This is a genomic window from Aquimarina mycalae (assembly GCF_029906345.1).
GTDB lineage: Bacteria > Bacteroidota > Bacteroidia > Flavobacteriales > Flavobacteriaceae > Aquimarina.
The window spans coordinates 237,290-264,057 of sequence record NZ_JARYGY010000002.1 but is presented as its reverse complement, the minus strand read 5'-3'; the positions used below and the strand labels follow the sequence as shown (position 1 = coordinate 264,057).

Sequence of the window (26,768 nt, the reverse complement as noted above, 5' to 3'; positions counted from 1 at the left end):
ACTATTTAAGTTTTAAACTACTAGCTATGAAAGCTTCATAAATTTATTGGCTAGGTATGAAATGTTTTTAAAGTTTTTTGGGTTGTATGTTTTTTCTGCCTCAAGAAATTGTTGCAACTCTGCATAATCTTTTTCGCGATGAACTATAGTATAGGTATTTTGAAAGCTTGTAAAGGAAGGAGTATTAATTTTTCGATCAAGTATTTTAATTAAATTAGAATGTCTTACATCTCTTTCTATTTTCGAGTAAAGACCTTGTACAATTTTTTTATCTCCCTCAAGTATTTGGAAAAAATTTTGATTAGAATGCATCAAAATTCCGGTAACACCCACTTCTTCGTTTTTTAACTTTGCGGTATATAACAATTCATTAATTTGAAAATCAGAAAGTTTAGAGGAAGTGCTCACATAAGATATAGTATACAGCATATCATTTTTTTGTATACTACAAGTTAAGTTTTTTTTGGGGAATTTTTTTGTTAAATTTTATTTTTAACATTCGTTTATCTCGTTTGTATATTTCCTTATAAGTGATTTGTACGAGAAAGTTAACTACGAAATTTTTCTTAAGAAAGTTTCAAGAATTTATTGGCTAAGTAGAAGATGTTTTTAAAATTTTCTGGATTATGAAATTTCTCTTCTTTTAAAAAATGCTGTAATTCTCCGTGATCATAATTCTTTCCTAGTACTTTAAAAGAGGAATGATATTCTGAGAATGAACAACTGGTTATTTCTCGATCAAAAATTTTAATAACATTATGGTGCCTGGAATCTTGTTGTATTTTTTTGAACAAACTATCCACTTGATCTTTTTCTCCTTCTAGTACTTGAAAAAAATTACCATCAGAATACATTAGTATACCTGTTATGTTTAGATTGTTATTATTTATTCTAACAAATTCAAATAACTCATCCATATCAGAATTAGTTAAGGATGCATTCGCTGTGCTTACATAACTTATGGTTTGCCACATAGTATCTGGTTCTTATTTAAAGATACAGATTTTTGGCTCTAAAGATTAATATTTTATTCTTTATTGGCTTGAAAATTAATATGTTATGGTTTAACCATAATGTAGTGATAGAATGCCCTCATGAAAAAACCTCCGGTAATCAGCCGGAGGTCATTCATCAATCAAAAAACGAACAGTTATGTTATAAACTGTTTGTAATCGCAATTTAGGAAATTAAAAGTTATCCTAAATAAGTTTTTAAAATTTTACTACGAGATGTATGTTTTAATCTACGAATTGCTTTTTCTTTAATTTGACGAACACGTTCACGTGTTAGGTCAAAAGTTTCTCCAATTTCTTCTAGAGTCATTGGATGTTGATCTCCAAGACCAAAATATAAACGTATTACATCAGCCTCTCTTGGAGTAAGTGTTTCTAATGCTCTTTCTATTTCTGTACGAAGAGATTCGTGTAATAATGATCTATCTGGATTAGGAGATTCACCAGAATTCAATACATCATACAAGTTAGAATCTTCTCCTTCTACAAGAGGAGCATCCATACTTACGTGACGACCAGAGTTTTTCATAGACTCTTTTACGTCATTAATTGTCATATCTAACTCCTTTGCAATTTCTTCTGCACTTGGAGGACGTTCGTGAGATTGCTCTAAGAACGCATATGTTTTATTGATCTTATTAATAGATCCAATTTTATTTAAAGGTAAACGTACAATACGAGATTGCTCCGCCAAAGCCTGCAAAATAGATTGACGAATCCACCATACTGCATAAGAAATGAATTTAAAACCTCTGGTTTCATCAAAACGTTTTGCAGCCTTGATCAATCCTAAGTTCCCTTCATTAATTAAATCAGGTAGTGTAAGTCCTTGATTTTGGTATTGTTTTGCAACCGATACCACAAATCGTAAATTCGCTTTAGTCAATTTTTCAAGGGCTCTTTCATCACCAGCTTTTATTCGCTGAGCTAATTCTACCTCTTCATCTGCGGTAATAAGATCTACTTTACCTATTTCCTGCAAATACTTATCTAGCGATGCAGTTTCACGATTCGTTACCTGCTTCGTAATTTTAAGTTGTCTCATCTATGTTATCCTTGAAATTTTATTTGTGAATATTTAGGGCTTTGCTTTTATTTATTATACGTAATGCATTATTAAAATGTTACAAAAAAGTAAATTTATTTTTCAATTTATCTTCTTTAGCACTAAATAAACTCAATTAATTAGTCGTTTATCCGACTGTTTGATTACAAAATTATTCAAACTCTAAAACGTTTTTTGCAATAATTAGTGAGCGTAGTGCATCTATCTTTTTATGTATTTTATTAAAAAATAGATTTCTTTCTTTTTCTCCTGCGGTACTTAATAATTTAGATCCTTCCATTTGGATCGTTAAAAATTGCTCTGCTTGGTCACAGGTAATCACATCGTTAGTTCTATAATATGAAAGAATTGTAAAAGGTACATATAAGGATCTTTCTGTAGGTGTTTTTACTAAAACCCGATTATTCATAAGTAACAATTCATTATAATAAAACTTAAAATTATCTTTTTGTTCTGTTATTTTTTTTGAAATTTTATTAATTAATTCTCCAAGATTATCACATATTTCTAAAGCATCTTTAGAAGAAAGAGCGTTGGACTCAAAATAAAAATGTATTTGTTTTAGTGTACTATTTATAGTTGTGATATCCCATATCTCTACGCAATTAAGGTCATTGTACATATTGCCCAAACGTTTAGCGGCTTCAAGAAGCGATAAAGATGGGTTAAATCCTGTAAACTTGATATCACCTAGTCCAGAATCCATAATTTTTAACCATACATACATTTTGAACTTAGAAAGTAAATTGTCGTCAGAAGTATAAAAGATGGGTAAATCTTTAGCAGAATAGATCATTTCTACTTCTGGATTGTTGATTAGCGGCGATAATGACTTGTATGAATTCTCGTAATAAGCCAATAAACTATCCATATCCTGAACAGGAGCCGTTTTTTTTACGGCCACAATATGTTCATCTTCACTAGAAAATAATTGATCTATTGATAAATTAAAATATTTAGCTAGGGTAACACCTTCTTCTAAAGATAATTTACTTTTCTTACTTATTCTTCGATGTGCGGCGTCATAGCTTATGTCCAAAGCAGTCGCTACTTCATCTATTAAAGAAGTTTTAGAGCTAATTTGTTTCTTAATGAGTTCTAAGAAGTTTTCTTGTACCATTTTCGTTTTTTTGATGATTGATGGGTGTTAGAAAGGTGTAAAGTAAAATAGAAAAATAAGTTAAATTTTGCGATTATCACAAAAATATAATTTTCTGTTCGCGTTTTTTATTTTTATCGCAATAAATGTAGCTGTAGAAAAATAGTTAATCTAATAGAAATAAGTGTTTTGTAGAATAAGAGGAGATTTATGGAACTAAGAATGGTTTTTTATAGTTTTTAAAAATCGATTGATATTCCGCTTTGAATAGTAAAATAGAAAGGAGTAGAGCCTTCAGAGTTTTTACTAGCTTTTTGCAATTGATATTTGATTAATGGTTCTATCGTAAAGTTTAGATTATCAAATAATGGATACTTAAAACTAGTTCCAAAATTCAAGCTAGTATTCGTTGGTTTTATATTATTATTTGTGCCTAATCTAAATTCATCCGCTCCAGAATGTAAAGTGAGATTATTTTTCTGAAGGACCAAAAAACTGGCTCCACCAACCAATGCCATTTTAATTTTTTTATCAATAAGTGTATAACTTAGTTCAGCTGAAATTTCATGATAATCTAATCTTTGAGTTAGCTGCACAGATTCTTGATTCGTGACACTTTGAGTCATGATATTTGATAAAAAAGTACCAGAATCTAATAAAGCATTAGCCAAAATATCACTTTTGATATCGATCGTTCTGTTCTGAAGTTTTATTCTATTATAACCAATTCTCAGACCTATTTTTTGGGTTAGGTGAGAGGCAAAAACAGCTCCATAATTTATGGTAAACTTACCGTTTGTTGAATTGTTTGCCAATTGATCACTTATCAAAGAACCGTTTGATGAAAATGTGTATGTGGGAATTACATGTAATGTAAGACTGAATTTTTGAACATCTTTTTGAGGAATAGGTTGCATATAAATTAATGTATCCTTATCCGTAGTATTATTAGCTACGGGTTTTTCTTTAAGGAGCTTTTCTTGTACTGCGTTTTTAGTTTCCTCATAATGATCAGAAACCATATTGTTTTTAGAGTTTTTAGAGTTTATAGTGTCTACTGATATTTCAGATTCTGATAATATGGCCGTATCCTTTTTGAAGGCTATGGCATTCGAGACGTTATCAGAAGTATCTTGAGGATTCTTAGTAGGTATAGTTATTTTACTTTTTTTAATGATTTCGTTTTTATTTTTTTGATGGGCAATTACATTATTACTAAACTCAGTTGATTTAGGTGTATTAACAACAGTACTTGTTACTGTGTTCGAAATTTGGTCTTTCTCTTGGATACGAGGTTGATCTGTTTCCGTCTTATCTATTGTTGTTTTTACTTTTGTTATGATATCTATGCTATTATGATTTGTGTTGTGATCTACAGGAGCATCAATGCAGGTTACTGTAACATCACAATCGTCATCTTGATGTTCGTAAGAGTTAGTGTATGGATGTGTGGTTGTGTTTGGAGTATCATTAAATGTAGTGACTCCAATTATTATAAACATAGATATTAGAACAAATACACCTGTTAAAGGAACCCAATAGGATGCTTTAGAATCTTTCTCTTTATCCAATGCAGCTTCGATATCTTTCCAAATGATATTTTCTGGAGATTTACTAAAATCCGTTAACTGTTCTTTGAACATCCTTCCTATATCTTTTTTGTTATCCATTACTTACCGCGATTTTTTTTTGATCATAGTTTAAGGAAGTGATCATTGTTTTCAATAATAATTTTGCTCGATGTAAATTAGACTTTGATGTTCCTTCAGAAATTTTTAGTAAGTGTGCTATTTCTTTATGAGAATAATCATCTAATTCGTATAAACTAAAAACCAATCGGTATTTAGTTGGTAATTTCTGAATGAAGCTTAATAATTCATCTATAGAAAATTGGAATGTTTCTGTGTCTACTTTAGTATCGGAAATCAATTCTTCTTTTAGAGGAGTATTTACAAAAAAATCATCTTTATATCGATCAATAGCTTTATTTATGGTGATTCTTTTCATCCACCCTTCAAAAGATCCTTTATTGTTATATTGATTGATTTTTTTAAAAATGGTAAGGAATGAATCTTGCAAAATATCTTCGGCTTCATCATAATTTCTACAATACTTTAAGCACAAAGAGAACAGCTTGTCTTTATAAGTATAAAACAATTCACTTTGTGCTTCTCTATCATTTTTCTTGCACTTTTTAATAAGATCTCTATTGTTCAATAGTTGATAGATATTTGATTTGTACCATTTTTATATAACCTACTTCGACTAGATAGACTGAAACAACCAAAAAGGTTGCGTCAAATTATGGTTTTTTTGAAAGATTATGTGTGTATAATATTTTTTAAATTGAGAACTAGGTAATTAAGATGTAGTCAAGATTACCCAGTTCTTGAAATATTATTATAGAAACTTTTGGCTAATTCTATAATAATTTCATATTCTAAGACCATAAATATTTCTATAGCGTTATTCAAAAAATTCATAAGAGAATGCAGAAAACAAGTCTGAATTCACAAAGGTTTTAAATTCACTTAATGTTGAATACTTTTCTTCATTAATTACATTGTTAATTGAATATGTAAAAATGTTCCCAAAATCGGATTCGAAAGTTTTACTGTTATTAGGAGAAATTGATTTAAAATTGAAATTGTTTACAGCATTACTATTTAAATGATAGAGTAACATCAGTGTATGTTTGCTAAAAGTCATCGAATGTATCTGGTACAATGTGTTGATCGAATTTTCGAATACTATGTTATTTGTAAACTCTATTTCAAGACCTGCCCCAGAATCATACATAAATTCCTCTTTAATGGGATTATTATTAGCATCATATGTCGTTCTAACGGCTTTTGTAGTTTGGTTTGAAAAATCAAAATTTTCAAAATAAGTTCGATTGTTATTGGTATCTAAAACTATTTTAGAATGAGCCACATCAATAGTAAAGTCTACACCATTAAAACTTCTTTTCCAATTCACAAAAATACTATCTCCGGTATACGTAAAAGTATGTTTATTATATACAGACTCACCTTGCGTACTTTCTTGTAAAAGTTCTATTAACTTATCAGAATTGTCATATTTAAAAGTTGATGTATGTACCAAATTGGATTGAGAATATCTTTTGATTTGAGATATTTTATCATTTTCATAACTATAATTTCCCGAAGTTGTCTGATTTGTTATAAAATTAAACCCTTCATAATAATCGATTTTATCACTGGTTATTTGATAATAGGTAGAATCTATTTTTGTATTTGGAGAGGTAGAAACATTGAATTTTGTAAAAACAAAACTATTGACATCTTTGGTCGTAATATTATTAGTGCTGTTATCTTCAGAACAAGAAGTTATTGCTAATATTAAGATTAAAATCAATGGATTAAATTTTTTCATAGGATATGAGTTTTATGTTATTAAATGAATCTTATTGATTGTTGTTGCATGATACAGCAAGCAGTACAATCCTTATAATTTCTGAAGTTTCGTTGTTGGTATCTTCTATATGAACAAAAACGATTTGCGGGTTTGTGATATTTCTATAGCTGGTTGTATCCAGTGGATTGATTTGCTGATTTGCATCATCTATAGTTTCATAGAATGTTAGTGTTGCACCAGTAACATCTGTATTTTCATCAAAAGAAATGATACAATCAATATATTCGTTAAATACAAAATCGGCAGCATTTTCTCCATCCGAGATTTCACATTCTCTAAATTCTACATAATCACAATTATTATCTAGGTTACAGTTTTTCTTTATTTCAAAGCTTTGATCATTATGCTGTATTAGTATTGTATCTTCATCAATAATGCTTGCTTCCCAATCAAAATTCCAATCTTTTGAAACTGAGGAGTCTCCTTCTAAATGAATATTTATGTGTAATTGTTCTTCAATGAATAAAGAAATCCAAGAAGTTCGATATGAATTTCCGTTGTGATAAAAAACACCAGTGCCATCTTCGTAAAAATCTAACAGAGAATCATTATACAAATCATTTTCGTTTTGAGATTCAATTTTCCATACACAGTTTTTTTCTTCAAGAAGATTGTTACAGTATCGAATAATTTGATCTTCTATGCACGCCTCGATCGCTTCTTTTAGTTCTAAATTGTCATTAATACTAATTGAGGCTCCATTTTCGGTAGTTCCAGAAATCGGATAACTCAGACCAATTGCATTTTCGTTTTGCATCTGTCCTAAGAGTTCGGTAAACTCTATATTATTATGTACGATTCTACTATCAGCAATTTCGCCATCTTCGTTATACAAATACACGTTAAAAGGATAAACAAAAGTTAGACATACGACTTCTGGATCTTCGGGAGTAGTTTCTGTAAGGTTTTTCAGATCTGTAAATAATGCAGAATTCACATTAATTTTTCCAATCAATATTTCGAAAGGTTCATTTTCGCAGGAAAGAAAGAAAATTGATAAAACTAGAATTATTTGTTGCGCTTTTTTCATCATGATCGTTTTAGTTGCTTTTGACCTATAGACTGAATACCTTAAAAAGGTTGCGTTAAAAAATAATTGGGAGTTAACTTTCGAATATTTGGGGTCTGATTTTGTGTTTATCACAAAAAATAAAAATTCTATTCGCGATTATTACCTTCCACGTTGCTATTATCACAATAGTTTTGACTTGTTGAACTTTAAAAACAAGAACAATGAAAAACGAGATAGTAATGATATGTATGATATTGATTTCAGTATCGATTTTTGGGCAAGAGAAAAGAAAAGCTTATTTCCCTGTGTGGACCTATCATAGTGAGCATTCAGATATCTATGGATTGTCTTTGGGAGTATTGCCTAAAGATACTTTTAATGATGTCAGTTTAACAAGGAGTTATGGCGTGAGAGTAGAAGCTCCTGGATTTGGGCTATTCTATTTTATGGCTCCAAAATCATTTATAAAAGGAGGTGCAAAAGAAGATAATATTACCGAAAAAGTGTATGGTTTTAATGTGTCTGGCGGAAGTCTTAGAAATATTGGAGTAGACGGCTGTTCTGTCGCTTTGGTAGGCCAGTATTTACAAAAAATGAATGGAATTGCAATTGCGGCTATGGGAAATTCAGTTGAAGAACAGAAAGGGATCATGGCTGCATTTATGATGAACGAAATGTTTAAAGGAGTAGGTGTTTCTATGGCTTTAGGAAATCATGCACATTATTATCAAGGACTACAGATTGGGGTGTCTAATGGAATTGAGGAAAAGGGAACAGGATTACAGATAGGAGTATTTAATAAGAGTAAAAATTTTAGAGGTATTCAAATCGGTCTTTGGAACAAAAATGAAAGACGTTCCTTGCCTTTTATCAATTGGCAGTTTTCTAAAAAGAAAGTAAAATCAAAAACCTCTTAATTATGAAAATCACTAGCAACTTAAGCATCGATGGGGATTATGGATTCGAGGCTTTTTACGTACTTACAGGAGACTTGGTTGGTCATATTCCTGTAAAAGAGAAATTATATACCCGTATTAAATTATTGGACAATAAAACCTTAAAAATTAGTTTAATGAAATCGGGAACTCAAAAGATTACAAAATATGTAAAAGGATCTCTTCGTGATGGAATTTTTCATATCTGTAAAAGTAATCCTATCACTTCAATGGTTGCTTTTATTAAACATTGGAGAACTCAAAAAATAAATGTACGTTCAGGAAAAGAACAATTATTAGTTTTTTTATCTAGAACAGGAAGTGTGCAATTAGGGGTTTTTAGAGATATTACTTCTCGTAATAGAAAATAGGATACATCGTATAATAATGTCTTAACGCAACACGCTATTTTATGTTGTGCAACACGCTTGTGTAACTAATCAAATCAACAACTAAGTATTACAGTCGAGATGCTAGATACTTGCTTCTAGTTATCACGCAACTATTGATTTGTCAAATTTTAAAAGAAATAATTATGAAAAAAATAAAATTTTCTAAAGACGAAGGTTTAGATTTTTATAAAGAATTAAATGAGAGAATTAAAAATTATTTTGAAAATAATGGAATAGATAAAACAGGAAATAGACAAATGGTTTTTAAAATATCAATGTATTTCATGTTGATAATTTTGTTCTATGGTTTTATGATTAATTCATCACATATAGCCATCTTTTTTATTATGTATCTCTGTTTTGGTATATCGGTTTTGCTCACTGCTTTTAATGTTTCTCATGATGCTGCACATGGAGTTGCTGTAAAAAGTAAGTTTTGGAATAAAATGTTATTTCAATTGAGCTTCAATTTACAGGGGAATAATACCTATGTGTGGGGTAAAAATCATAATGAATCCCATCATTTATACACTAATATCGAAGGAAGCGATATTGATGTTCTCAATAATCCATTGGTCAGAATGACTACTAGTCAAAATTTAAGATGGTTCCATAAATTTCAGTATCTATATGTTCCTTTTTTATATTTGTTTTATTCACTTAATTGGTTTTTGTTTAGAGAATTCCTGATGATTTTTAACCGTTCCAGTAGAACAATCAAAGTGACTATTCCAACCTGGGAAATTATTAAATTGATTTTTTTTAAGATTGCATACATAATTTATATGATTGTAATTCCTGGGATGTTATTACCGTTTGGTTGGGGATACATTTTAATTGCTTTTCTCTTAAATCATTTTTTAGTATCCATAGTGTTTACAGCTGTATTAGGAGTATCTCATATATCAGACTATGTAACACATCCAGAAGCAGATGAACAAGGTAAACTGGATATGAGTTGGCCAAAATTGCAGATGTGTACTTCTGTGGATTATAACGTAAATAGTATCTTTTTAAATTGGGTACTAGGTGGTTTTAATGCACATGCCTTACATCATTTGTTTCCTAATATCTGTCATATACACTATATCAAATTACTACCCATATTTAGAGAAGTAGCAAAAAAATATGGGATTACATATATGGAGATGTCGTATTTGATGGCTTTAAAATCACATTTTAGATTTCTAAAGAAAATGGGAAGAGAAGTAGAATTTAAAACAGTTACCTATGAAATCTAAACATAAGTATAATAAGAGTCACAAGGAATTATTTCTATTTATTCAGAAAGAGATTAACAGTAATCTAAGTTTCTGCCCCAATCGTTTTAGAAGAAAAATTGGGTTCAAAGGTTTGATATATTTGGTATTGACCATTGTGACATATCTAGGGATATATAAAGTTGATGATTCTTTTTCTTTTATAGGTATTTATGTATTATATGGATTGATATCTTTGTTATTTGCATTTAATTTTGCACATGATTTTTCGCATAATACGATCTTTAAAAGTAAAAAATTAAATCACAGTTGTTTTGTATTGTTGTATACTATGGTTGGAGCACATGCCGAAGCTTGGAAAGACAGGCATGTGAAATCTCATCATCACGCACCTAACGTAGAAGGGTATGATACAGATCTGGAGATAACAAATCTAATCAGAGTTGTTCCAGAAAGTCCTGTATCATGGTTTCATCAGTTTCAGCATTGGTATGCACCGTTTTTGTATACCACATATTCATTGTTTTGGGTATTTGTAAAGGATTTTAAAATTTTCTTTAATAAAACCATTACTGGGAGAACTAAAACAATCAGATATAAAATTTCTTTCTGGGGTCAAAAATTTTCTTATGTAAACTATGTACTTGTACTACCGTTGTTACTCGCGGATAAGGAATGGTACATTATTTTAGGTGGGTTTTTGTTGATGCATATGGTACAATCATTATTTTTATTGTTCACTTTTTTTATGACACATCATATAGAAGGTGCACTGTATCCCAAAACTGACAATTTTGGATTTATAAATACATCTTGGTTTATGAATCAGATACAAAGCTCCAATGATTTTTACCCTTTTAGCAATGTAGCAAATTTTATTTTTGGAGGATTCAATAACCATATTGCACATCACCTGTTTCCTCATATTCATCATATATATTATCCAAGTCTTAATAAAATTCTGTATAAAATCTTAATGGATAATAATATACAACCAAATCAAACTACGTATGTAGGAGGAATTATATCACATCTGTTGCATTTAAAACAGTTGGGAAAAGCATACTGAGTACAATTTCGTGATTATCACAATAGCAAATGATAGGCACTGCGCTTTTGACAACTAGAGCTTACAGATTGCTTGTATGTTTGAGGGACTAAACAATATTTTTTAATAATGATAAATCGAAATAAATATTATTTTTTAAACCCATTAGAATATAAAATTCATCCAGAAAACAAGACATTACCTCTTATAGAATATTTCACATGTAAGTTAATACTAGAGTTAAATCTTTTTAAATGTATTTCTATGAGTAAAATAAGTATGGTGTTCCTTATTCTTATTTTGGTCACATCATCATTGAACGCGCAAGAGGAACCTCCTAATAAAACTTTTAGGTTTAAAGCTTTCAGTGTAGGAGCAGGACTGTATAGAGCAGATTATAGAGAAAAAAATCCTAATGATTCTTTTGAGGGCGATCAGACAGGAATCTCGGGCTTTGTGGGTATATCATTCTATCTAAAAAAACATATTCTATCTGCTCAGGCTTTGGGAGGGTTTCAACCGAACTTAATCTTTGCAGAAAAGATTAATAATGAATCTTTTTATTCTTTTAATCTTTTATACGGAAGAGAATTAGAGGTGAAAAAGTGGTTTAAAATCGAAGGACATTTGGGATTAGGTTATTATGTCCAGGAAAGACGCATTTCTGGTCTATTGCAAAAGGAAGTTGAATTAGGAGTGCCAGCAAATCTTAAGTTTTCTTTTTATATACGAAAGTATATTGGACTCGGTTTTGCACCACAAGTAATATTTAATTCTCTTAATAACACATACACTGGAAATATATTCTTCCATGTGAAATTACCATAGAGATCAATATTCTGAAACAAGAATTTATTAAAACTGTTCAATAATTTGTGAATTGTGATTATCAAAAGGTTGAAATTTTTAGCTTGCATTTTTGACAATTATTACTTGAATATTAGGTATGTGTTCAGGTCATTAAACAATAAAAGCACCTTAAATGTTTACAATTTAAGGTGCTTTGTTAGTTTTTTAGAGATGATTAAAGAATAAGAAAACGACCGTAAGCTCCTTGTATTTTAGCAATATATGTACCCGTACGTAAGTTAGCTGTTTCTAGTTGACCAAGATTACTGTTGATTTGCTTCTTAAGAACAATTCTTCCACTTAAATCATATACTTCTATTAGACCAATTACATCATCATTTGATTGAATTGTTATACGATGATTTTTTGAAGGGATAGGATAGATCGAAATTCCTTTGCTTGTGAATGTGTTTTCTTCAACATTAAGAATGAATTCAGGTGCACCAAAACCTAATTTTTTACCTACATCTCCAATTGTATAGGGTAATCTAGTTCCGTTAGCGCCAAATTCTTCGGCTCCAGCGTCATAATTAGAAGATCTATTGCCATCCAAGATATCTTTAGTTAAAAAAGAATAGGTTCCTATTCCATTATCAATAGCAGGACTACCCGAAGGTAATCGATAAAAATCAGTTCCATTGATCAATAAACCCGAAGATACGGTTTGATTACTATTCACTCCATTTGTTAAATCCCAAGATCCGTTTTGCGTAATATTACCTTCATAAGTAGAGACTCCAATTGGATTTGTTTGTTCGTCAACCGCATTTTCACTTGTGTTGATCATAATATTATTGGCAATAATGAGATTTTCAGGAGCTAAAGTTAGATCATTACCTACGTTGGTACCTATTCTAAATCCGTAGTCACAGTTTACAAAAGTGTTATTTACAATTGTTGCATCAATTACCTGATAGTATCCGTTGAGAGCGGAATTTGGACGTCCGTTGGAAACATTAATCGCTCCTGCAGTTTTTGTGGTTCCTCCAGTTGGTTTTTCAGAATTTACTCCTTCTATATAATTATTGTATATCTTATGGCCTTCGCCAATAACTCTTACACCTCCAGAAAACTGTCTGTTATCTGCAAAGAAATAATTATTAAATACTTCGCAATTATCGCCGTGTCTTAGTGTAAGGGTTCCTTGATAATTTTTAAATGTATTATTATAATATTTGTTTTCGCCACTTTTATTCGAAATAATCTCTACTTCTCCAGACCAATTATAAAATAGATTATCATATACTTCAGTATTAGATGGATGTAGAGAGGTGCTACTATTTCCAATTCTTATTGCATCTTGATCATTGTCTTGGTTCACTTCGCGTATCGGTGTTCGATCAGCAAAATAATTGTGATGTATTTTTGTGAAATCTGGCTCAGAAAAGTTAGAGCCAGAAGTATTTTCATTCCTATTATCGTTAATGATACTTCCTACTCCATGTTTTCCAATAAATGAACAGTAACTGATTTCATTATATTGTCCATATACAATGATCCATTTAAAGGTAAAAGCTTCTTGACTAGAAGTTCCGTTATAACTGTCAATTTTTATATTGGTAATACTACAATGATCACATTCGTTTTTGCTAGCATCACGCAGTTCTATAATGGGTTCAACATCATCGCCATCATCTTGCAAATTAGAAGGATTCTGAAAAATTACTCCTTCAAAAACGATATAAGAACCACCCATTCTAACTTGAGAGTCTCCTTCAAAGAAAACAGATCCAGGATTTTGAGCTTTAATAGTAACAGGATTAGATAGTGTTCCAGTTTTGTTAATGTTAATAAGCACATCGGTCCAAGTTCCGTCAGCTAAGGTGATGGTTGTTCCTGCTGTAGCATTTGTAATTGCGGTTTGAAGTTCGGTATTGTTTGTAACAATTTGGGCATATACAGTATTGAAAAGAGTTGTTAATAATAATAAACTGAATATACGTATAGGTTTCTTTTTCATGATATAGGGCTTTTTAATCATTAAAATTGGTTAACCAATTTGGTCAACCAAACAAATATACTATTCATTTTCGAAAAACCAACTTTTTTAATGAAACAAAAAACGTCTTCAAAAATTTTTGAAGACGTTTTACATATTAATTATAAGAGTAATTATTAATTCTCTTTTTTATCAGGTCTTGGTTTTCTATCGCCTCTAGGTTTGTCTCCTCTTGGCTTATCACCTTCTTTTCTTGGAGGTCTAGGCAATAAAGCTTTTCTAGAAACTTTTTCTTTACGCGTCCTAGGATCTATTCCGAAATATTTTACATCCATGATATCTCCCATATTAACAACGTCACTAACATTTTCAGTGCGTTCCCATGCTAATTCAGAAACATGTAATAATACTTCATTACCAGGAGCATCCATATATTCCACTACAGCACCAAAATCTAACATTTTGATTACTTTAACTTCATATACACTACCTACTACAGGTTTAAAGGTAATAGAGTCAATTTTAGCCAATACTGCATCAATTCCTTCTTGACCAGTTCCTAAAATTTCTACATTTCCTTCTTCGGTTACTGGGTCTTCATTGATAACAATCGTAGTACCTGTGGTTTTTTGTAATTCTTGAATTACTTTTCCACCAGGACCAATAAGTGCTCCAATATATTCTCCAGGAATCGTTCTGGTAACCATTTTAGGTGCATGTGATTTTACATCAGCATTTGGTGCAGAAATCGTATCTGTTAACTTCTCTAAAATATGAAGACGTCCGTCACGAGCTTGTTGCAATGCATTAACTAAGATCTCATAACTCAATCCTTTTACTTTAATATCCATTTGGCAAGCAGTGATTCCATCAGCTGTTCCAGTTACTTTAAAATCCATATCTCCTAAATGATCTTCATCACCCAAGATATCAGATAATACAGCATATTTTCCAGAATCGGCATCAGAAATTAATCCCATTGCAATACCAGAAACTGGTTTTTTCATTTGTACTCCAGCATCCATTAGTGCCATTGTACCAGAACAAACAGTTGCCATAGAAGAAGAACCATTAGATTCTAATACTTCAGAAACTACACGAACTGTATAAGGGCAATCATCTGGAATCATTCCTTTAAGTGCACGTTGTGCTAAGTTACCATGACCAACTTCTCTACGCGAAGTTCCTCTAATTGGACGCGCTTCTCCAGTACAGAAAGGAGGGAAGTTATAATGAAGATAGAATGTTTCTTCTCCTTCATAAGATGGCATATCAATTTGATTCGCTTCTCTAGATGTACCAAGAGTTACCGTAGCTAATGCCTGAGTTTCACCTCTGGTAAATATAGAAGAACCATGTGTAGAAGGTAAATAATCTACTTCACACCATATTGGTCTGATATCTACAGTTTTTCTACCATCAAGACGTAATCCTTCATTTAATGTTAAATCACGTACAGCAGCTTTTTCTGCTTTTGCATAATATTTAGATACTAAATCTCCAAAATCTTCTAATTCTTCTTCAGAGAAGGTAGCTTTTATTTCTTCTTTGATTTCAGCAAATGCAGCACCTCTTTCATGTTTAGATGAACCTTGTTTTGCTACAGCATATACTTTGTCATATGCCATATCATATACTTTCTTCTCTAAATCTTCATCATTTCTTTCAGGCTCGTATTCACGCACTTCTTTCTTACCGAATGCTTCTGCTAATCTTTCTTGTGCAGCACATTGTACCTTGATAGCTTCGTGTGCAAATTTGATTGCTTCAGTCATTTCTTCTTCAGAAATTTCATCCATTTCACCTTCTACCATCATTACAGAATCTGCAGAAGCTCCAATCATCATATCGATATCAGATTCTTCTAATTGTGCTCTGGTAGGGTTGATAATAAACTTACCATCTACACGTCCTACTCTCGCTTCAGAGATAGCACATTCAAAAGGGAAATCTGATAACTGTATAGCAGCAGAAGCTGCTAATCCAGCCATAGCATCTGGCATAACGTCATCATCATGAGACATTAATTGGATCATCACCTGCGTTTCAGAATGATAATCTTTTGGAAAAAGAGGGCGTAATACACGATCTACCAATCTCATCGTTAATACTTCTCCATCACTTGGTCTAGCTTCTCTTTTAAAGAAACCACCTGGGTAACGTCCAGCAGCTGCGAACTTTTCTCTGTAATCTACTGTTAAAGGAAGAAAATCCACGTCACTTTGCTTATAGTTAGATACTACAGTACATAATAACATACATTTTCCTGATTGAACAACTACAGATCCGTGTGCCTGCTTTGCTAATTTTCCGGTTTCGATAGATATTTCTCTACCGTCTCCTAGGTCTATAACCTCTTTATAAACTTTTGGAATCATATTTTTTTGATTCTAACCTGATGACAAATTATTAAATGATGTTTCGCATCTATAGTCACCAAAGGTTTAATTAAACATTGGTTTCCGTCTTACTCGGACGGACAAGGTTGTGTTGTTGTAGTTGTTGCGCGACCAATGAAAAACTAAGGCATTCATTATAACCTTTCTTAGGTTACAATGTTTTTTATTCACATTCTAATCAAAAGGAATAAGTATAATTAAAAAGAGAGGCATACAGCCTCTCTTTTTTGATTATTTTCTTAATCCTAATTCTTTTACAATTGCACGATATCTCATAATATCTTTTTTAATAAGATAATCTAAAAGATCTCTACGCTTACCTACAAGCTTTACCAAAGAACGCTCTGTATTATAATCTTTACGATTATTTTTTAAGTGCTCTGTTAAATGTGTAATTCTGTGTGTAAACAATGCAATCTGTCCTTCAGCAGAACCAGAATCGTTTTTTCCTTTTCCGTGTTTTGCGAAGATTTCTTCTTTAACTTCTTTCGTTAAATACATTCCAATATTATTTAAATGATTTTTATGTATCAATAGCATTCTGCTATCAGCGTGCAAATATAGCACTTTTTGGAATAGAAATGCTTTTTATGAAAAAAAAATGATACCCAATTAAACCTTTTCTAAACAATTAAGTCCTAGAACAGTAACATTAAAAATTAAGATAATGAAGAACAACATTTTTAAATTTGGTTTAATTGCATTCTTTTCGGTGGTTTTAATAGGATGTGATAGTGAAGAGTTGACGGATCAATTAAATATTGATGGTATTGATAGTGAAGAAGCAGCATTAACTGCAAAAATTGACGATGGCTCAGAGGTGCTGAGTGATCTTACATTGCAAGGTTTTGAAGACGAAGAAAACCTTACTAAAGGTCCAAATAATCGTTTTCTGCCTGATTGTGCTACAGTAACAGTGGTGTTAACAAGCACTTCGAAAAATGTGACTATTGATTTTGGAACAGAAGGTTGTGAAGTACGAAGTGGACATATTATTAAAGGAAAAATTCTAATGTCTTATGAGATTAATATTGAGGCTATGTCTTTGGTTATTAATTATAGTCTGGAGGACTTCTTTATTGATGATGTTCAATTTGCGGGTTCCAGAACAATTACCAGACTAAAATCTAACGATAATAGTAATCCAGAATATACGATGAATCTTGATTTTACGATAACTTTTGCAGATGGTACTCAGGCATCGAGAACAGGTAATAAAACTCGTGAATGGATAGAAGGGGCGTTTAATGGTAACTGGGGAGATAATGTATTCTTAATTACTGGTGCTTGGCAAACTAATTTTGCTAATGGAAATACTCATAGTACAACAATTACTACTCCGTTGAGACGTGAGGCTAGTTGTAGGTTTTTAGTAAGCGGTGTCGTAGAATTGGTGCGAACCAACTTTAGTGGTTCTTTAGACTATGGCGATGGATCTTGTGATAATAAAGCAGTATTTACAAATGCTGATGGAGAAGAAAGAGAGATTTTGCTTTAGTATAAATGGCAGTTAGGTTCTGAGTAAAAGAGATGTACTCAGATTTTATATTATGCCTAACTGTTAAATGTGATAGGGTCGATATATATTATATATGATATATATCGACTTTATTTATGCTAGAAAAGAATTAATTTTTTAAAAGATACAGTGTTAAGCGTTTTCAATTTCTGCAACCACAGGAAAATGATCTGATGCTGCTTTTAACTCTTTACTTATGGATTGAATCGCAGTGTTTTCCTTTTCTAAATATGGGTTCCATACATTGGCATTTAATGTTTTTAATCCTTTGCTAATCAGTATGTGATCGATAAGTACGTTGATGTAATCTTCTGTAATTCGATCTTTAAATCTACTGGATGAAGGTTTCCATCCATTACTAGTCCATTTTGGTTTTGGTAATACAGAGGTAAGTATCGTTTCTGGTTTCCAAACATCACCCAATAATATTTCTACAGCACTTTTGTTAAATCTGTTTTCGTAAAAATCCATTCCAATACCGTCATTAATATCTCCCATTACCACTACATTGTGATTGTCATCGATATAGTCATTACATCTTTTTCTAATAGATATACATTCTGCATATAATCTCATACGATCTCTCACAGATATTTGCTCAAATTTAGCATAGTCTACAGGAGTAAAAATTCCTTTAGATTTTGTATGGGCGATAATTACTTTGGTGAAATGTTCATTTGTTAGATCGTTAATAGTAAGCTCTAATGGAGGTCTATAGTGTTTATATTGTTCTTTGATAAGTTTATTGGTCGTATCGACTAGGAAAGGTTTATTGAATTGATTTTTTGGATCTGTTGTAGGGGTAAATGTTACTTTTATCTTTGAGCTGTCGTACAAAGCGCTTAATTCCTGTTGTCCACTAGAGGGATATCCGTGAATTCCTTTGAAATTATTATTAAGCCCATAATGAGAAGACCAATTTTCTAATTGTATAGATGCTGTCTTACTACCATCTACTAATGTATCTGGACCTTCAACAATACCGATAAAATCAGGATTAATGGTTTTAATTATTGTGGCTAATTGTTGGCTTCTTTTACCAACAGCACCAGTAGTAATTGGTGTGCCATCTGTATGGAATAATTTATGCATCCAATCTACATTATAAACAGCTACTTTAAGTTTCATGTCAAGGTACTTATAGTGTTAACTTTTGTATGAAGGGAAGTGGGATACTGGGTAAATTTACAACATGAATTTAGTGTTTTGTTATATGTAATCCCCCTTTTTATGAGGGGTTATAACCTATTAAAAAAAAAGAAAACCTGGTATAAACCAGGTTTTCTTTTAAATGATTTTTATCTAAGCAGTTGGTAATGGTCTGTTTAAAATCAAATCCAGATATAAGTTTATTTTTTGTTTTAAGTTTTGTCTTGGAGTAATAAAATCCAAAAAACCATGTTCCTTAAGGAATTCTGCGGTTTGGAAACCTTCAGGAAGTTCTTTTCCAGTAGTATCTCTTACCACACGAGGACCAGCAAATCCAATTAGTGCGCCTGGTTCGGCAATGTTAATATCTCCAAGCATCGCAAAAGAAGCAGTAGTACCTCCTGTAGTAGGATCTGTACATAAAGATATATAAGGAATACCTGCATCTGCCAGTTGGGCAAGCTTAGCAGAAGTTTTTGCTAGTTGCATTAAAGATAAGGCAGCTTCCATCATACGCGCACCACCTGATTTAGAAATGATCATAAATGGAACCTTGTGTTCTAAAGCATAATCAGCAGCTCTTGCAATCTTTTCACCAACAACACTTCCCATAGATCCTCCGATAAATGAAAAATCCATACAGGCGATAACTAAATCCTTACCATTAGATTTTCCTACTGCAGTTCTAACCGCATCTTTTAGGTTTGTTTTTTCCTGAGCATCCTTTAGACGATCAGTATATTTTTTCTTGTCTTCGAATTTAAGAGGGTCTTTCGATGTTAAACTTTTGTCTAGTTCTTTAAACTTATTATTATCAAAAAGAATTTCGAAGTATTCTTTACTTCCAATTCTAACATGATATCCATCTTCTGGACTTACATAGAAGTTTTTTTCTAGTTGCTCTGCATCTACTATTTTTCCTGTTGGAGATTTGTACCAGAGTCCTTTGGGAACATCTTTTTTGTCCTCAGTAGCAGTCTGTATACCTTTTTGAGTTCTCTTAAACCAAGCCATAAATTTATTAGTATTAAAAAAGCTGAAACTCATATTATAAAAGAGTTTCAGCTTGGTTTCTTATCTTACTATAATGTGTTTACATTATTTAAATCTTCAAAAGCCTTTTTCAAACGACTTTTAAAAGTGATCTCTCCTTCACGCAGCCATTTTCTTGGATCATAATATTTTTTATTAGGTTCTTCAGAACCTTCAGGGTTACCGATTTGAGTTTTTAGATAATCGATCTTACCCGTCATATAATCTCTGATTCCTTCGTTAAACGCAAATTGAAGATCTGTGTCAATATTCATTTTGATTACTCCGTATCCAATAGATTCTCTAATTTCTTCTAATGTAGAACCACTTCCTCCGTGAAATACAAAGTCAATGTGGTTATGTTCTACGCCATATTTTTCAGAAATAAATTCTTGAGAATTTTTAAGAATTTTTGGAGTTAACTTCACATTCCCTGGTTTATACACTCCATGTACATTTCCAAAAGCAGCAGCAACTGTGAATTTATCACTCACTTTGCTTAATTCTTCATATGCATACGCCACTTCTTCGGGTTGTGTATATAATTTAGAATCGTCAACATCACTGTTGTCAACTCCATCTTCTTCACCTCCAGTGATTCCTAGCTCAATTTCTAAAGTCATACCCATTTTGCTCATTCTAGCTAGGTATTCTTTACAAATTTCTATGTTTTCCTCGATTGGTTCTTCTGATAGATCAATCATATGAGAACTATAAAGAGGTTTTCCTGTTTCTTTATAAAATGCTTCTCCTGCATCTAATAATCCGTCTATCCAAGGAAGCAGCTTTTTTGCACAGTGGTCTGTATGCAAAATAACAGGAACTCCATAAGCTTCGGCCATTAAATGTACATGTCTAGCTCCTGCAGTAGCTCCTGCAATTGCAGCTTTTTGATCTTCATTAGAAAGACCTTTTCCTGCATTAAACTGTGCTCCTCCATTAGAGAACTGTATGATTACAGGCGAGTTTAATGATGCTGCAGTTTCTAATACAGCATTAATAGAATTGGATCCGATTACATTTACTGCTGGTAAGGCAAAGGCATTTTCTTTGGCATAATTAAAGATAGCCTGTACTTCGTCTCCTGTTGCAACTCCTGGTTTGATGTTGTGACTCATAATTTACTTTTAGTTAATAAGCCTACAAAAATAGTAAAATAATACGGAAAGAATTTTATAATTACCGATGAAAAAGAGGGATCTTTTTTAAAATGGATAGTTGATCCCAACATTATACACTGCTTTAGAGAAACTATACCCTCTAAACCATCTTTGATCTTGGTTATTAGCAGGATTAAACGTTTTGAAACCTACATCAAGTCGTACTACAAAGAAGTCAAAATCATAACGGAAACCAAGGCCTGTACCTACAGCAATTTCTTGTAAGTCATCCCATTTAGAAAAAATAGCATCTTCTTCTTCTACACTATCCAGTACATTCCAGATATTTCCAGCATCAATAAAAAAGGCACCGTTAAGGGATCCTAGAATATTATATCGATATTCTGCATTTAGTGCTATTTTCATGTTAGCTTCATTAAATTCGTTTCTACCGCCACTACTTCCAGGACCAAGGTCATATGGTAACCAAGCACGATTATCATTGGGGCCACCACCAAAGAAACTTCGAGCAAACGGAATACTATTAGCATTTCCATAAGGTAGCGCAATCCCACCAAAAGCTCTAAAAGCCAGTACGCTTTTTCCTCCCAGGTCCCAGTGTTTTATATAGTCTAGTTCTGTTTTGGCATATTGCGAAAATTCAACTCCAAAAACCTCAAAACGATTACTAGAGTTTTCTTTTAGCCCAGCAAGATTAGAAATTGTATTTAATACGTTTCCTGCAAATTCGATTTTAGCTCTAAATCTGGAAAAATTCTCATCATACAAATTTTCTCGATTGTTTTTTAGGTATGTATAGCTAGATGCAAAAATTAAGTTATCCTCTGTTAATCGTTCTTTTCGCTCATTAATGTTTTTGATTTCTTGTAATTGATCGGTAGTTAAATCAGGATCGGGTGTTTCTCCAAGAGACTGAATTATGAAACTATTTGCTCCAGAAGGTATAGATAGTGTGTTTTCCTGATTATAAAAAGGTGAATCAGCATCGAGAACTTCTCCTGCAATATTATTTAATCGGCTAAATGAATTGGAGTATATATTAAAATAATTACCTGTATTAAGATTACGAACATATTGCACATTCACTAAATCTATCTGATTGGTTAATTTAGTGCTTGGTTTCCATTCATAATTAAATATCCCAGATGCATTTTGTTTGTCTAATCCAATGTTTTGTTGAGAATTGATACCAAAAATCAGATTTGTGGTTGGTGACATATATTTAGGAATAATCTTACTAGTCCTAAATGGAAAAATTATTTTTGGAAAAGATAATTTAAGATCAACGCCTATTTCCGAAATATCAAAAAATTTCCCCTCTGCATCTACTGGGTCTTTGGATGAACCAACACTTCCTCTGGCAGAGATTTCAAAAATTTCAGCTCCTCTAAATACGTTTCGGATTAAGAAAGACCCACCAAAACCAATTCCGAATGCCTGGATATTCGATGTGGATACGTCAAATTCTACGTTTGCACTATATTTTTTTCTAGGTGTTAGTAAGACGTTTGCAATCAAATCGGTCCCTTTTGGATCCTCGGGATCCATGCTGTATCTTATATTTGGATATTTAAAGGTTTTTAAGTTGTTAATTTGGTTATAGGTTAGTGTGCGATCTTTATCTCTAAAAATTTCTCCTGGTGTTATCAATACAGAGTTAGCAATTGCTTTGCGCGTATATCTAAGCTTGTCATAACTGTAGATATTGTACCCATTATAAGAGACACTATCTTTGGGTTGCTTATCCTTATTTTGATAAGAATAATCGGTAAAAACATTTACTTTGCTGATCTTGTGGACCTGAAAAGGAATTCTTTTGGTTTGTTCCCCTTCAGTTATTTGTCTATTATTTATGAGTAAATTCAGTTGTATCTTTTGATTAGTATTTACGGTATCTGCATCAAATTTTATGAATTCTTTTTCAAAATGGAATAATCCAGAGTTTCTATATAAAGAGGTAAGCCTTTCTGTTTCTGCTTCAATATCTAATGTGCGATATTGTTTTCCAGATATTATATTGGATTTGCTTTTATGTAATTGGTATATAGAATCAGCAACTTTAGATTCAATTTTGGTATACAATGAATCTATGAAATATGGTTTGTGAGGTTGTACATAATAAGAAACAGATGCTCTTTGATCTTCAGTTTTGTTAATCTTATAATCTGCCTCTACATTAAACCAACCATTATTCCAGTAATATGATTTTAATCTTTTTATAGAGCGGTTAGCTTTAGCGTCATCAACCATTACAGGAGCTTCTCCTGTTTTCTTGAGCCAATTATTAACGCCTGTATAACCAACTCCCAATCTGTCTACTTGTTTTTTGGATAAAAAATTGGTCAATCGTTTTTCTCGGTTTGGTTTTTTATAAAGCCAATCCAAGTACATAGAATCAGGATTTACCTTTGCGATATTATAAATATGTAATCTAAAAGGAATCCAGGCTAGTCTCGAATTTGGTTTTTGATATAGCTGATTGTCTAATTTAGGATCATTGGTTTTAGTACTGTCTACAAAAATTTCATTCTTTGTTAATAGAAATTCTTCTTTGGGTACTCTTTTAATTGCATTACATGAAATTAAAAAGATTGTAGTTAATACAACAAATACTATTTTTGTGAGCAGGTGTTTCAATCGAGATTCATTATTGTGTCAAAAATACATTATTTGTATGGTTAGCAAAAACCAAAAGAAATTAATACGTAGTTTATATCAAAAAAAGTACCGAAAACAACATGGATTGTTTGTGGCGGAAGGAAAAAAGGTGATTAATGAGTTGTTAGAAGCTAATCTGAAGCTTCATTCTCTTTTTACTTTGGATGCTTTACTTTTTGATACTCCAGATGATAATACCTTTATTGTAACTGCTGATGAGCTGAAAAGTATTAGCTTTTTGACTACCGCACAGATGGCATTGGCGATATTTTATATTCCTCAACCAGAAACTACATCTTCTAAAAGTTTAATTCTTGCTCTTGATGATGTTAGAGATCCAGGTAATTTAGGAACTATCATTCGTTTATGTGATTGGTTTGGGATTACAGAATTGGTTTGCTCGGAGCAAACTGTAGATTGTTTTAACCCTAAAGTAATTCAGGCAACAATGGGGTCTGTTACCAGAGTGAATATCGTGTATACAAACCTTCAGGAATTTTTGAATGCTAAACGAAGAGAAATTCCTGTTTATGGAACTTTTATGAATGGAGATACTATTTATCAAGAAGAGCTTCCTGAAAAAGGGATCATAATAATGGGTAACGAAGCTAATGGAATTTCTTCTGAGATTGAACAGTTAGTTTCCAAAAGAATTTCAATACCAAGATTTGGAGAAGTTCAAAAGACCGAAAGCCTTAATGTAGCAACAGCTACAGCAATCATTTTAAGTGAATTTAGAAGAGGGTAGGACGTTACTGAAAAGTAAAGTTTATAAAAATCCCTCTGGTAGACATTTTATCGATTGTTGATGTATACGGGCTATTAGGATCTGCATCGGCTACCAATTCATCCGACATCGCAAATATTCCTCGTATTGAAGGAGTGAATTTAAAGTAGAATAAATAAAAATCTATCCCAAATCCCAATTCAAAATAATTCGTATTTGTTGTAGTTCTAAACTGCCCTACACTGTTATCATCAGGGTTATTCTCGTTACTGGATAGGTTGATAGAAGTAGAAACTCCACCAACAATAAATGGCTTAAAGTTGTTAAGTCTTTTGGTTGAGATTTTTAATAATAAAGGTATATGTACGTAAGTAGATTTAACTTCTCTAAATCTCTGTGAATTTTCAAAATCGGGACCAGTATAGGTAAGATCTCTTTGAGAAAAAGTAACCATAGGTTCGAGTCTTAAATCCAGGTAATCATTAATTCTTAAATTACCTAATAATCCTACATTAAAACCTGCAGATCTACTAACTTGTATATCTCCATCTAATATAGGTTCTTCACCTTCAGGAGTAGCTTTATAGTCAAAATTAAAATCGTAGCTATTAAACCCAAGAATATATCCCCAACTTAATCGAGGTTTATCAAAATTCTGAAGGTTTTTAACACGTTCTTTAGAAAACAATTGTGCACTCATATTCTGAGTACATACGATAACAGCTATTGCTATAAAAAGTCTTTTCATATTATTTTGTGGCTGTATAAATTGTGGCAACACCAAAAGTTTGCGGATTGTCTTTGACTTCTATAAACCCAATTTTTTGCAAAATATTGTTGAAAGCTTCTCCATAAGGAAAAGCAGCAGCACTTTCGCTAAGGTAAGAATACGCTGATCTGTCTTTAGAAAATATCTTACCGATTAATGGTAGAATAGTAGAGCAGTATAGCTTGTATCCTTGTTTATATGGGGTTTTGGTTGGTACAGAGGTTTCTAATACTACAAATATACCACCAGGTTTAAGTACTCTAAAAATTTCTGAAAGTCCTTGTGCTAAATCTTCAAAATTTCGAGCTCCAAAAGCGACCGTAATGGCATCAAAATAATTGTCTTCATACGGTAAGCTCTCGCCATCTCCTTTGACCATAGAGATAATATGATCTAATTTCTTTGCTTTGATTTTGTCTTTTCCTACTTCTAACATTCCTGCAGAAATATCTAATCCGATAATTTCTGTAGCACCTGTTTTAACCAGATTGATGGCTAAATCTCCTGTACCTGTAGCAACATCCAGAACTTTATTGGGTTTAGTGTCAGATATAATCTTTACAACTTTTTTACGCCATTTTACATCAATTCCAAAAGAAATCACTCGATTTAGACCATCATAGTTACCAGAAATAGTATCAAACATTTCGGTGACCTGTTCTTTTTTGGTTTTGGTTTCGTCTTTATATGGAGTTATCTTTTCTGACATTCAAAAAAATTTAGGCAAATATACATTTTTGATATGGATCGTAGGAAAAGAATGGTATTTAGTTGTAGTTGCTTATGTTATTTTGCTAGTTTTTAGATAACTCCTCCCTTCTCTTGTTATTATAGTAATCCACGTCACCAATAGTTATCAGAATTGATTTAAATGTTATTCGTTCTTCTTGATCATTCAATATTTTCACTTTATATCCTTCTTTTTTCCATATAATATAAAGAGGTTTTTCTTCAAAAGTACAATCCTTAAGTGTATATGTGCTTTCTGTAGATGTAATTCCGTTGGGTGATTTTGACGGTTTTTCAGTTACGATATGATCCTTTTTTGTTATTTCATCAGGAGTACCATATTCTGTTACCAAGGCATTATAAAAAAGACGTATCTATAATACCGTTAATACCAAAACTACAATTCTTTATGATACCACTTTTATCTGTTATAAAATATATCATATTGTATGTTTTGCCTAAAAAAACAAAATTTCCCTTCAGTGTATATGTATTGGTATATGGATTGTCCTCTCCATACAATAATGTCGCATTAGGAATTTTACTAATATTCTTGTCGATAAAACCTTCTATATTAAGTTGTGTCATCCAAACTAAGGCTCTAAAATAAAGTATTGTCAAAATAATGTAAAATTTCAGATATAATAAACCACT

26 protein-coding genes are annotated in these 26,768 nt (G+C 31.8%); 7 read left to right on the top strand and 19 right to left on the bottom strand.

Annotation, left to right across the window (positions count from 1 at the left end; translation table 11 throughout):
* Nucleotides 1-24: 24 nt before the first annotated feature.
* From QBK95_RS05820 to QBK95_RS05785, 8 genes are all read right to left on the bottom strand, one after another.
* Nucleotides 25-429 carry a BLUF domain-containing protein gene (locus tag QBK95_RS05820; protein ID WP_280931519.1) on the bottom strand — a complete coding sequence of 135 codons (405 nt, stop codon included), beginning with the start codon at nucleotides 427-429 and terminating at the stop codon, nucleotides 25-27.
* Nucleotides 430-566: 137 nt separating this feature from the next.
* On the bottom strand, nucleotides 567-974 hold the full coding sequence (locus QBK95_RS05815; RefSeq protein ID WP_280931517.1) for a BLUF domain-containing protein: 408 nt from the start codon (nucleotides 972-974) through the stop codon (nucleotides 567-569).
* Nucleotides 975-1,194: 220 nt separating this feature from the next.
* A complete protein-coding gene (locus QBK95_RS05810; RefSeq protein WP_027395748.1) occupies nucleotides 1,195-2,058 on the bottom strand; it encodes a sigma-70 family RNA polymerase sigma factor in 864 nt (287 codons plus the stop codon).
* Nucleotides 2,059-2,230: 172 nt separating this feature from the next.
* Nucleotides 2,231-3,199, bottom strand: coding sequence for a hypothetical protein (locus tag QBK95_RS05805; RefSeq protein ID WP_280931509.1), 969 nt, complete (start codon nucleotides 3,197-3,199; stop codon nucleotides 2,231-2,233).
* A gap of 218 nt (nucleotides 3,200-3,417) precedes the next feature.
* Nucleotides 3,418-4,848 (bottom strand): hypothetical protein, encoded by a 1,431-nt coding sequence (locus QBK95_RS05800; protein ID WP_280931506.1) that lies wholly within the window; start codon nucleotides 4,846-4,848, stop codon nucleotides 3,418-3,420.
* On the bottom strand, nucleotides 4,841-5,395 hold the full coding sequence (locus tag QBK95_RS05795) for an RNA polymerase sigma factor (RefSeq protein ID WP_280931505.1): 555 nt from the start codon (nucleotides 5,393-5,395) through the stop codon (nucleotides 4,841-4,843). Before QBK95_RS05795 ends, QBK95_RS05800 begins: the two co-directional genes overlap by 8 nt.
* A 249-nt stretch (nucleotides 5,396-5,644) precedes the next feature.
* Nucleotides 5,645-6,574, bottom strand: a complete 930-nt coding sequence (locus QBK95_RS05790) for a hypothetical protein (protein WP_280931503.1) — start codon at nucleotides 6,572-6,574, stop codon at nucleotides 5,645-5,647.
* Nucleotides 6,575-6,605: 31 nt separating this feature from the next.
* A complete protein-coding gene (locus tag QBK95_RS05785) occupies nucleotides 6,606-7,646 on the bottom strand; it encodes an FIDD domain-containing protein (RefSeq protein WP_280931501.1) in 1,041 nt (346 codons plus the stop codon).
* Nucleotides 7,647-7,849: 203 nt separating this feature from the next.
* Between QBK95_RS05785 and QBK95_RS05780 the strand changes: the two genes are divergently transcribed.
* From QBK95_RS05780 to QBK95_RS05760, 5 genes are all read left to right on the top strand, one after another.
* Nucleotides 7,850-8,545, top strand: a complete 696-nt coding sequence (locus QBK95_RS05780; RefSeq protein ID WP_280931499.1) for an LA_2272 family surface repeat-containing protein — start codon at nucleotides 7,850-7,852, stop codon at nucleotides 8,543-8,545.
* A gap of 2 nt (nucleotides 8,546-8,547) precedes the next feature.
* Entirely contained in the window at nucleotides 8,548-8,934 is a 387-nt protein-coding gene (locus QBK95_RS05775) for a hypothetical protein (protein WP_280931497.1), read from the top strand.
* Nucleotides 8,935-9,098: 164 nt separating this feature from the next.
* Nucleotides 9,099-10,196, top strand: a complete 1,098-nt coding sequence (locus tag QBK95_RS05770; RefSeq protein WP_280931495.1) for a fatty acid desaturase family protein — start codon at nucleotides 9,099-9,101, stop codon at nucleotides 10,194-10,196.
* On the top strand, nucleotides 10,186-11,244 hold the full coding sequence (locus QBK95_RS05765) for a fatty acid desaturase family protein (protein ID WP_280931493.1): 1,059 nt from the start codon (nucleotides 10,186-10,188) through the stop codon (nucleotides 11,242-11,244). The genes QBK95_RS05770 and QBK95_RS05765 overlap by 11 nt, the downstream gene beginning before the upstream one ends.
* A 243-nt stretch (nucleotides 11,245-11,487) precedes the next feature.
* On the top strand, nucleotides 11,488-12,051 hold the full coding sequence (locus QBK95_RS05760) for a hypothetical protein (RefSeq protein WP_280931491.1): 564 nt from the start codon (nucleotides 11,488-11,490) through the stop codon (nucleotides 12,049-12,051).
* A gap of 196 nt (nucleotides 12,052-12,247) precedes the next feature.
* Here the strand turns inward: QBK95_RS05760 and QBK95_RS05755 are convergent, their stop codons facing one another.
* The 3 genes from QBK95_RS05755 to rpsO form a co-directional block, all read right to left on the bottom strand.
* Nucleotides 12,248-14,032: a polysaccharide lyase 6 family protein gene (locus QBK95_RS05755; protein WP_280931489.1), complete on the bottom strand. Its 1,785-nt coding sequence runs from the start codon at nucleotides 14,030-14,032 to the stop codon at nucleotides 12,248-12,250.
* Between the two features lie 155 nt (nucleotides 14,033-14,187).
* Nucleotides 14,188-16,389 carry a polyribonucleotide nucleotidyltransferase gene (locus QBK95_RS05750; protein ID WP_280931487.1) on the bottom strand — a complete coding sequence of 734 codons (2,202 nt, stop codon included), beginning with the start codon at nucleotides 16,387-16,389 and terminating at the stop codon, nucleotides 14,188-14,190.
* Nucleotides 16,390-16,641: 252 nt separating this feature from the next.
* Nucleotides 16,642-16,911 (bottom strand): 30S ribosomal protein S15, encoded by a 270-nt coding sequence (rpsO, locus tag QBK95_RS05745; protein ID WP_280931485.1) that lies wholly within the window; start codon nucleotides 16,909-16,911, stop codon nucleotides 16,642-16,644.
* 166 nt (nucleotides 16,912-17,077) lie between these two features.
* Between rpsO and QBK95_RS05740 the strand changes: the two genes are divergently transcribed.
* Nucleotides 17,078-17,908: a hypothetical protein gene (locus QBK95_RS05740; protein WP_280931483.1), complete on the top strand. Its 831-nt coding sequence runs from the start codon at nucleotides 17,078-17,080 to the stop codon at nucleotides 17,906-17,908.
* A gap of 153 nt (nucleotides 17,909-18,061) precedes the next feature.
* On the opposite strand, the gene QBK95_RS05735 is transcribed toward QBK95_RS05740, so the two are convergent.
* From QBK95_RS05735 to tamL, 4 genes are all read right to left on the bottom strand, one after another.
* Nucleotides 18,062-19,057 (bottom strand): endonuclease/exonuclease/phosphatase family protein, encoded by a 996-nt coding sequence (locus tag QBK95_RS05735; RefSeq protein ID WP_280931481.1) that lies wholly within the window; start codon nucleotides 19,055-19,057, stop codon nucleotides 18,062-18,064.
* Nucleotides 19,058-19,231: 174 nt separating this feature from the next.
* Nucleotides 19,232-20,092 (bottom strand): acetyl-CoA carboxylase, carboxyltransferase subunit beta, encoded by an 861-nt coding sequence (accD, locus tag QBK95_RS05730; protein WP_280932285.1) that lies wholly within the window; start codon nucleotides 20,090-20,092, stop codon nucleotides 19,232-19,234.
* Nucleotides 20,093-20,160: 68 nt separating this feature from the next.
* On the bottom strand, nucleotides 20,161-21,228 hold the full coding sequence (gene fbaA, locus QBK95_RS05725) for a class II fructose-bisphosphate aldolase (RefSeq protein WP_280931479.1): 1,068 nt from the start codon (nucleotides 21,226-21,228) through the stop codon (nucleotides 20,161-20,163).
* An 87-nt stretch (nucleotides 21,229-21,315) separates the two neighbouring features.
* On the bottom strand, nucleotides 21,316-23,868 hold the full coding sequence (gene tamL, locus QBK95_RS05720) for a translocation and assembly module lipoprotein TamL (RefSeq protein WP_280931477.1): 2,553 nt from the start codon (nucleotides 23,866-23,868) through the stop codon (nucleotides 21,316-21,318).
* Between the two features lie 37 nt (nucleotides 23,869-23,905).
* On the opposite strand from tamL, the gene QBK95_RS05715 reads away from it, so the two are divergent.
* A complete protein-coding gene (locus tag QBK95_RS05715) occupies nucleotides 23,906-24,637 on the top strand; it encodes a TrmH family RNA methyltransferase (protein WP_280931474.1) in 732 nt (243 codons plus the stop codon).
* A gap of 4 nt (nucleotides 24,638-24,641) precedes the next feature.
* Here QBK95_RS05715 and porT read toward each other — a convergent pair whose 3' ends face one another.
* The 4 genes from porT to QBK95_RS05695 all read right to left on the bottom strand — a co-directional run bounded on the left by porT (nucleotide 24,642) and on the right by QBK95_RS05695 (nucleotide 26,735).
* The gene (gene porT, locus QBK95_RS05710) at nucleotides 24,642-25,364 is read right to left on the bottom strand and encodes a type IX secretion/gliding motility protein PorT/SprT (RefSeq protein WP_280931472.1); all 723 of its coding nucleotides are present in this window, start codon (nucleotides 25,362-25,364) and stop codon (nucleotides 24,642-24,644) included.
* Nucleotide 25,365: 1 nt separating this feature from the next.
* Entirely contained in the window at nucleotides 25,366-26,094 is a 729-nt protein-coding gene (gene ubiE, locus QBK95_RS05705) for a bifunctional demethylmenaquinone methyltransferase/2-methoxy-6-polyprenyl-1,4-benzoquinol methylase UbiE (RefSeq protein ID WP_280931471.1), read from the bottom strand.
* A gap of 85 nt (nucleotides 26,095-26,179) precedes the next feature.
* Nucleotides 26,180-26,467, bottom strand: a complete 288-nt coding sequence (locus QBK95_RS05700; protein ID WP_280931469.1) for a hypothetical protein — start codon at nucleotides 26,465-26,467, stop codon at nucleotides 26,180-26,182.
* A 4-nt stretch (nucleotides 26,468-26,471) separates the two neighbouring features.
* Nucleotides 26,472-26,735 carry a hypothetical protein gene (locus QBK95_RS05695; protein WP_280931467.1) on the bottom strand — a complete coding sequence of 88 codons (264 nt, stop codon included), beginning with the start codon at nucleotides 26,733-26,735 and terminating at the stop codon, nucleotides 26,472-26,474.
* Nucleotides 26,736-26,768 lie beyond the last annotated feature (33 nt).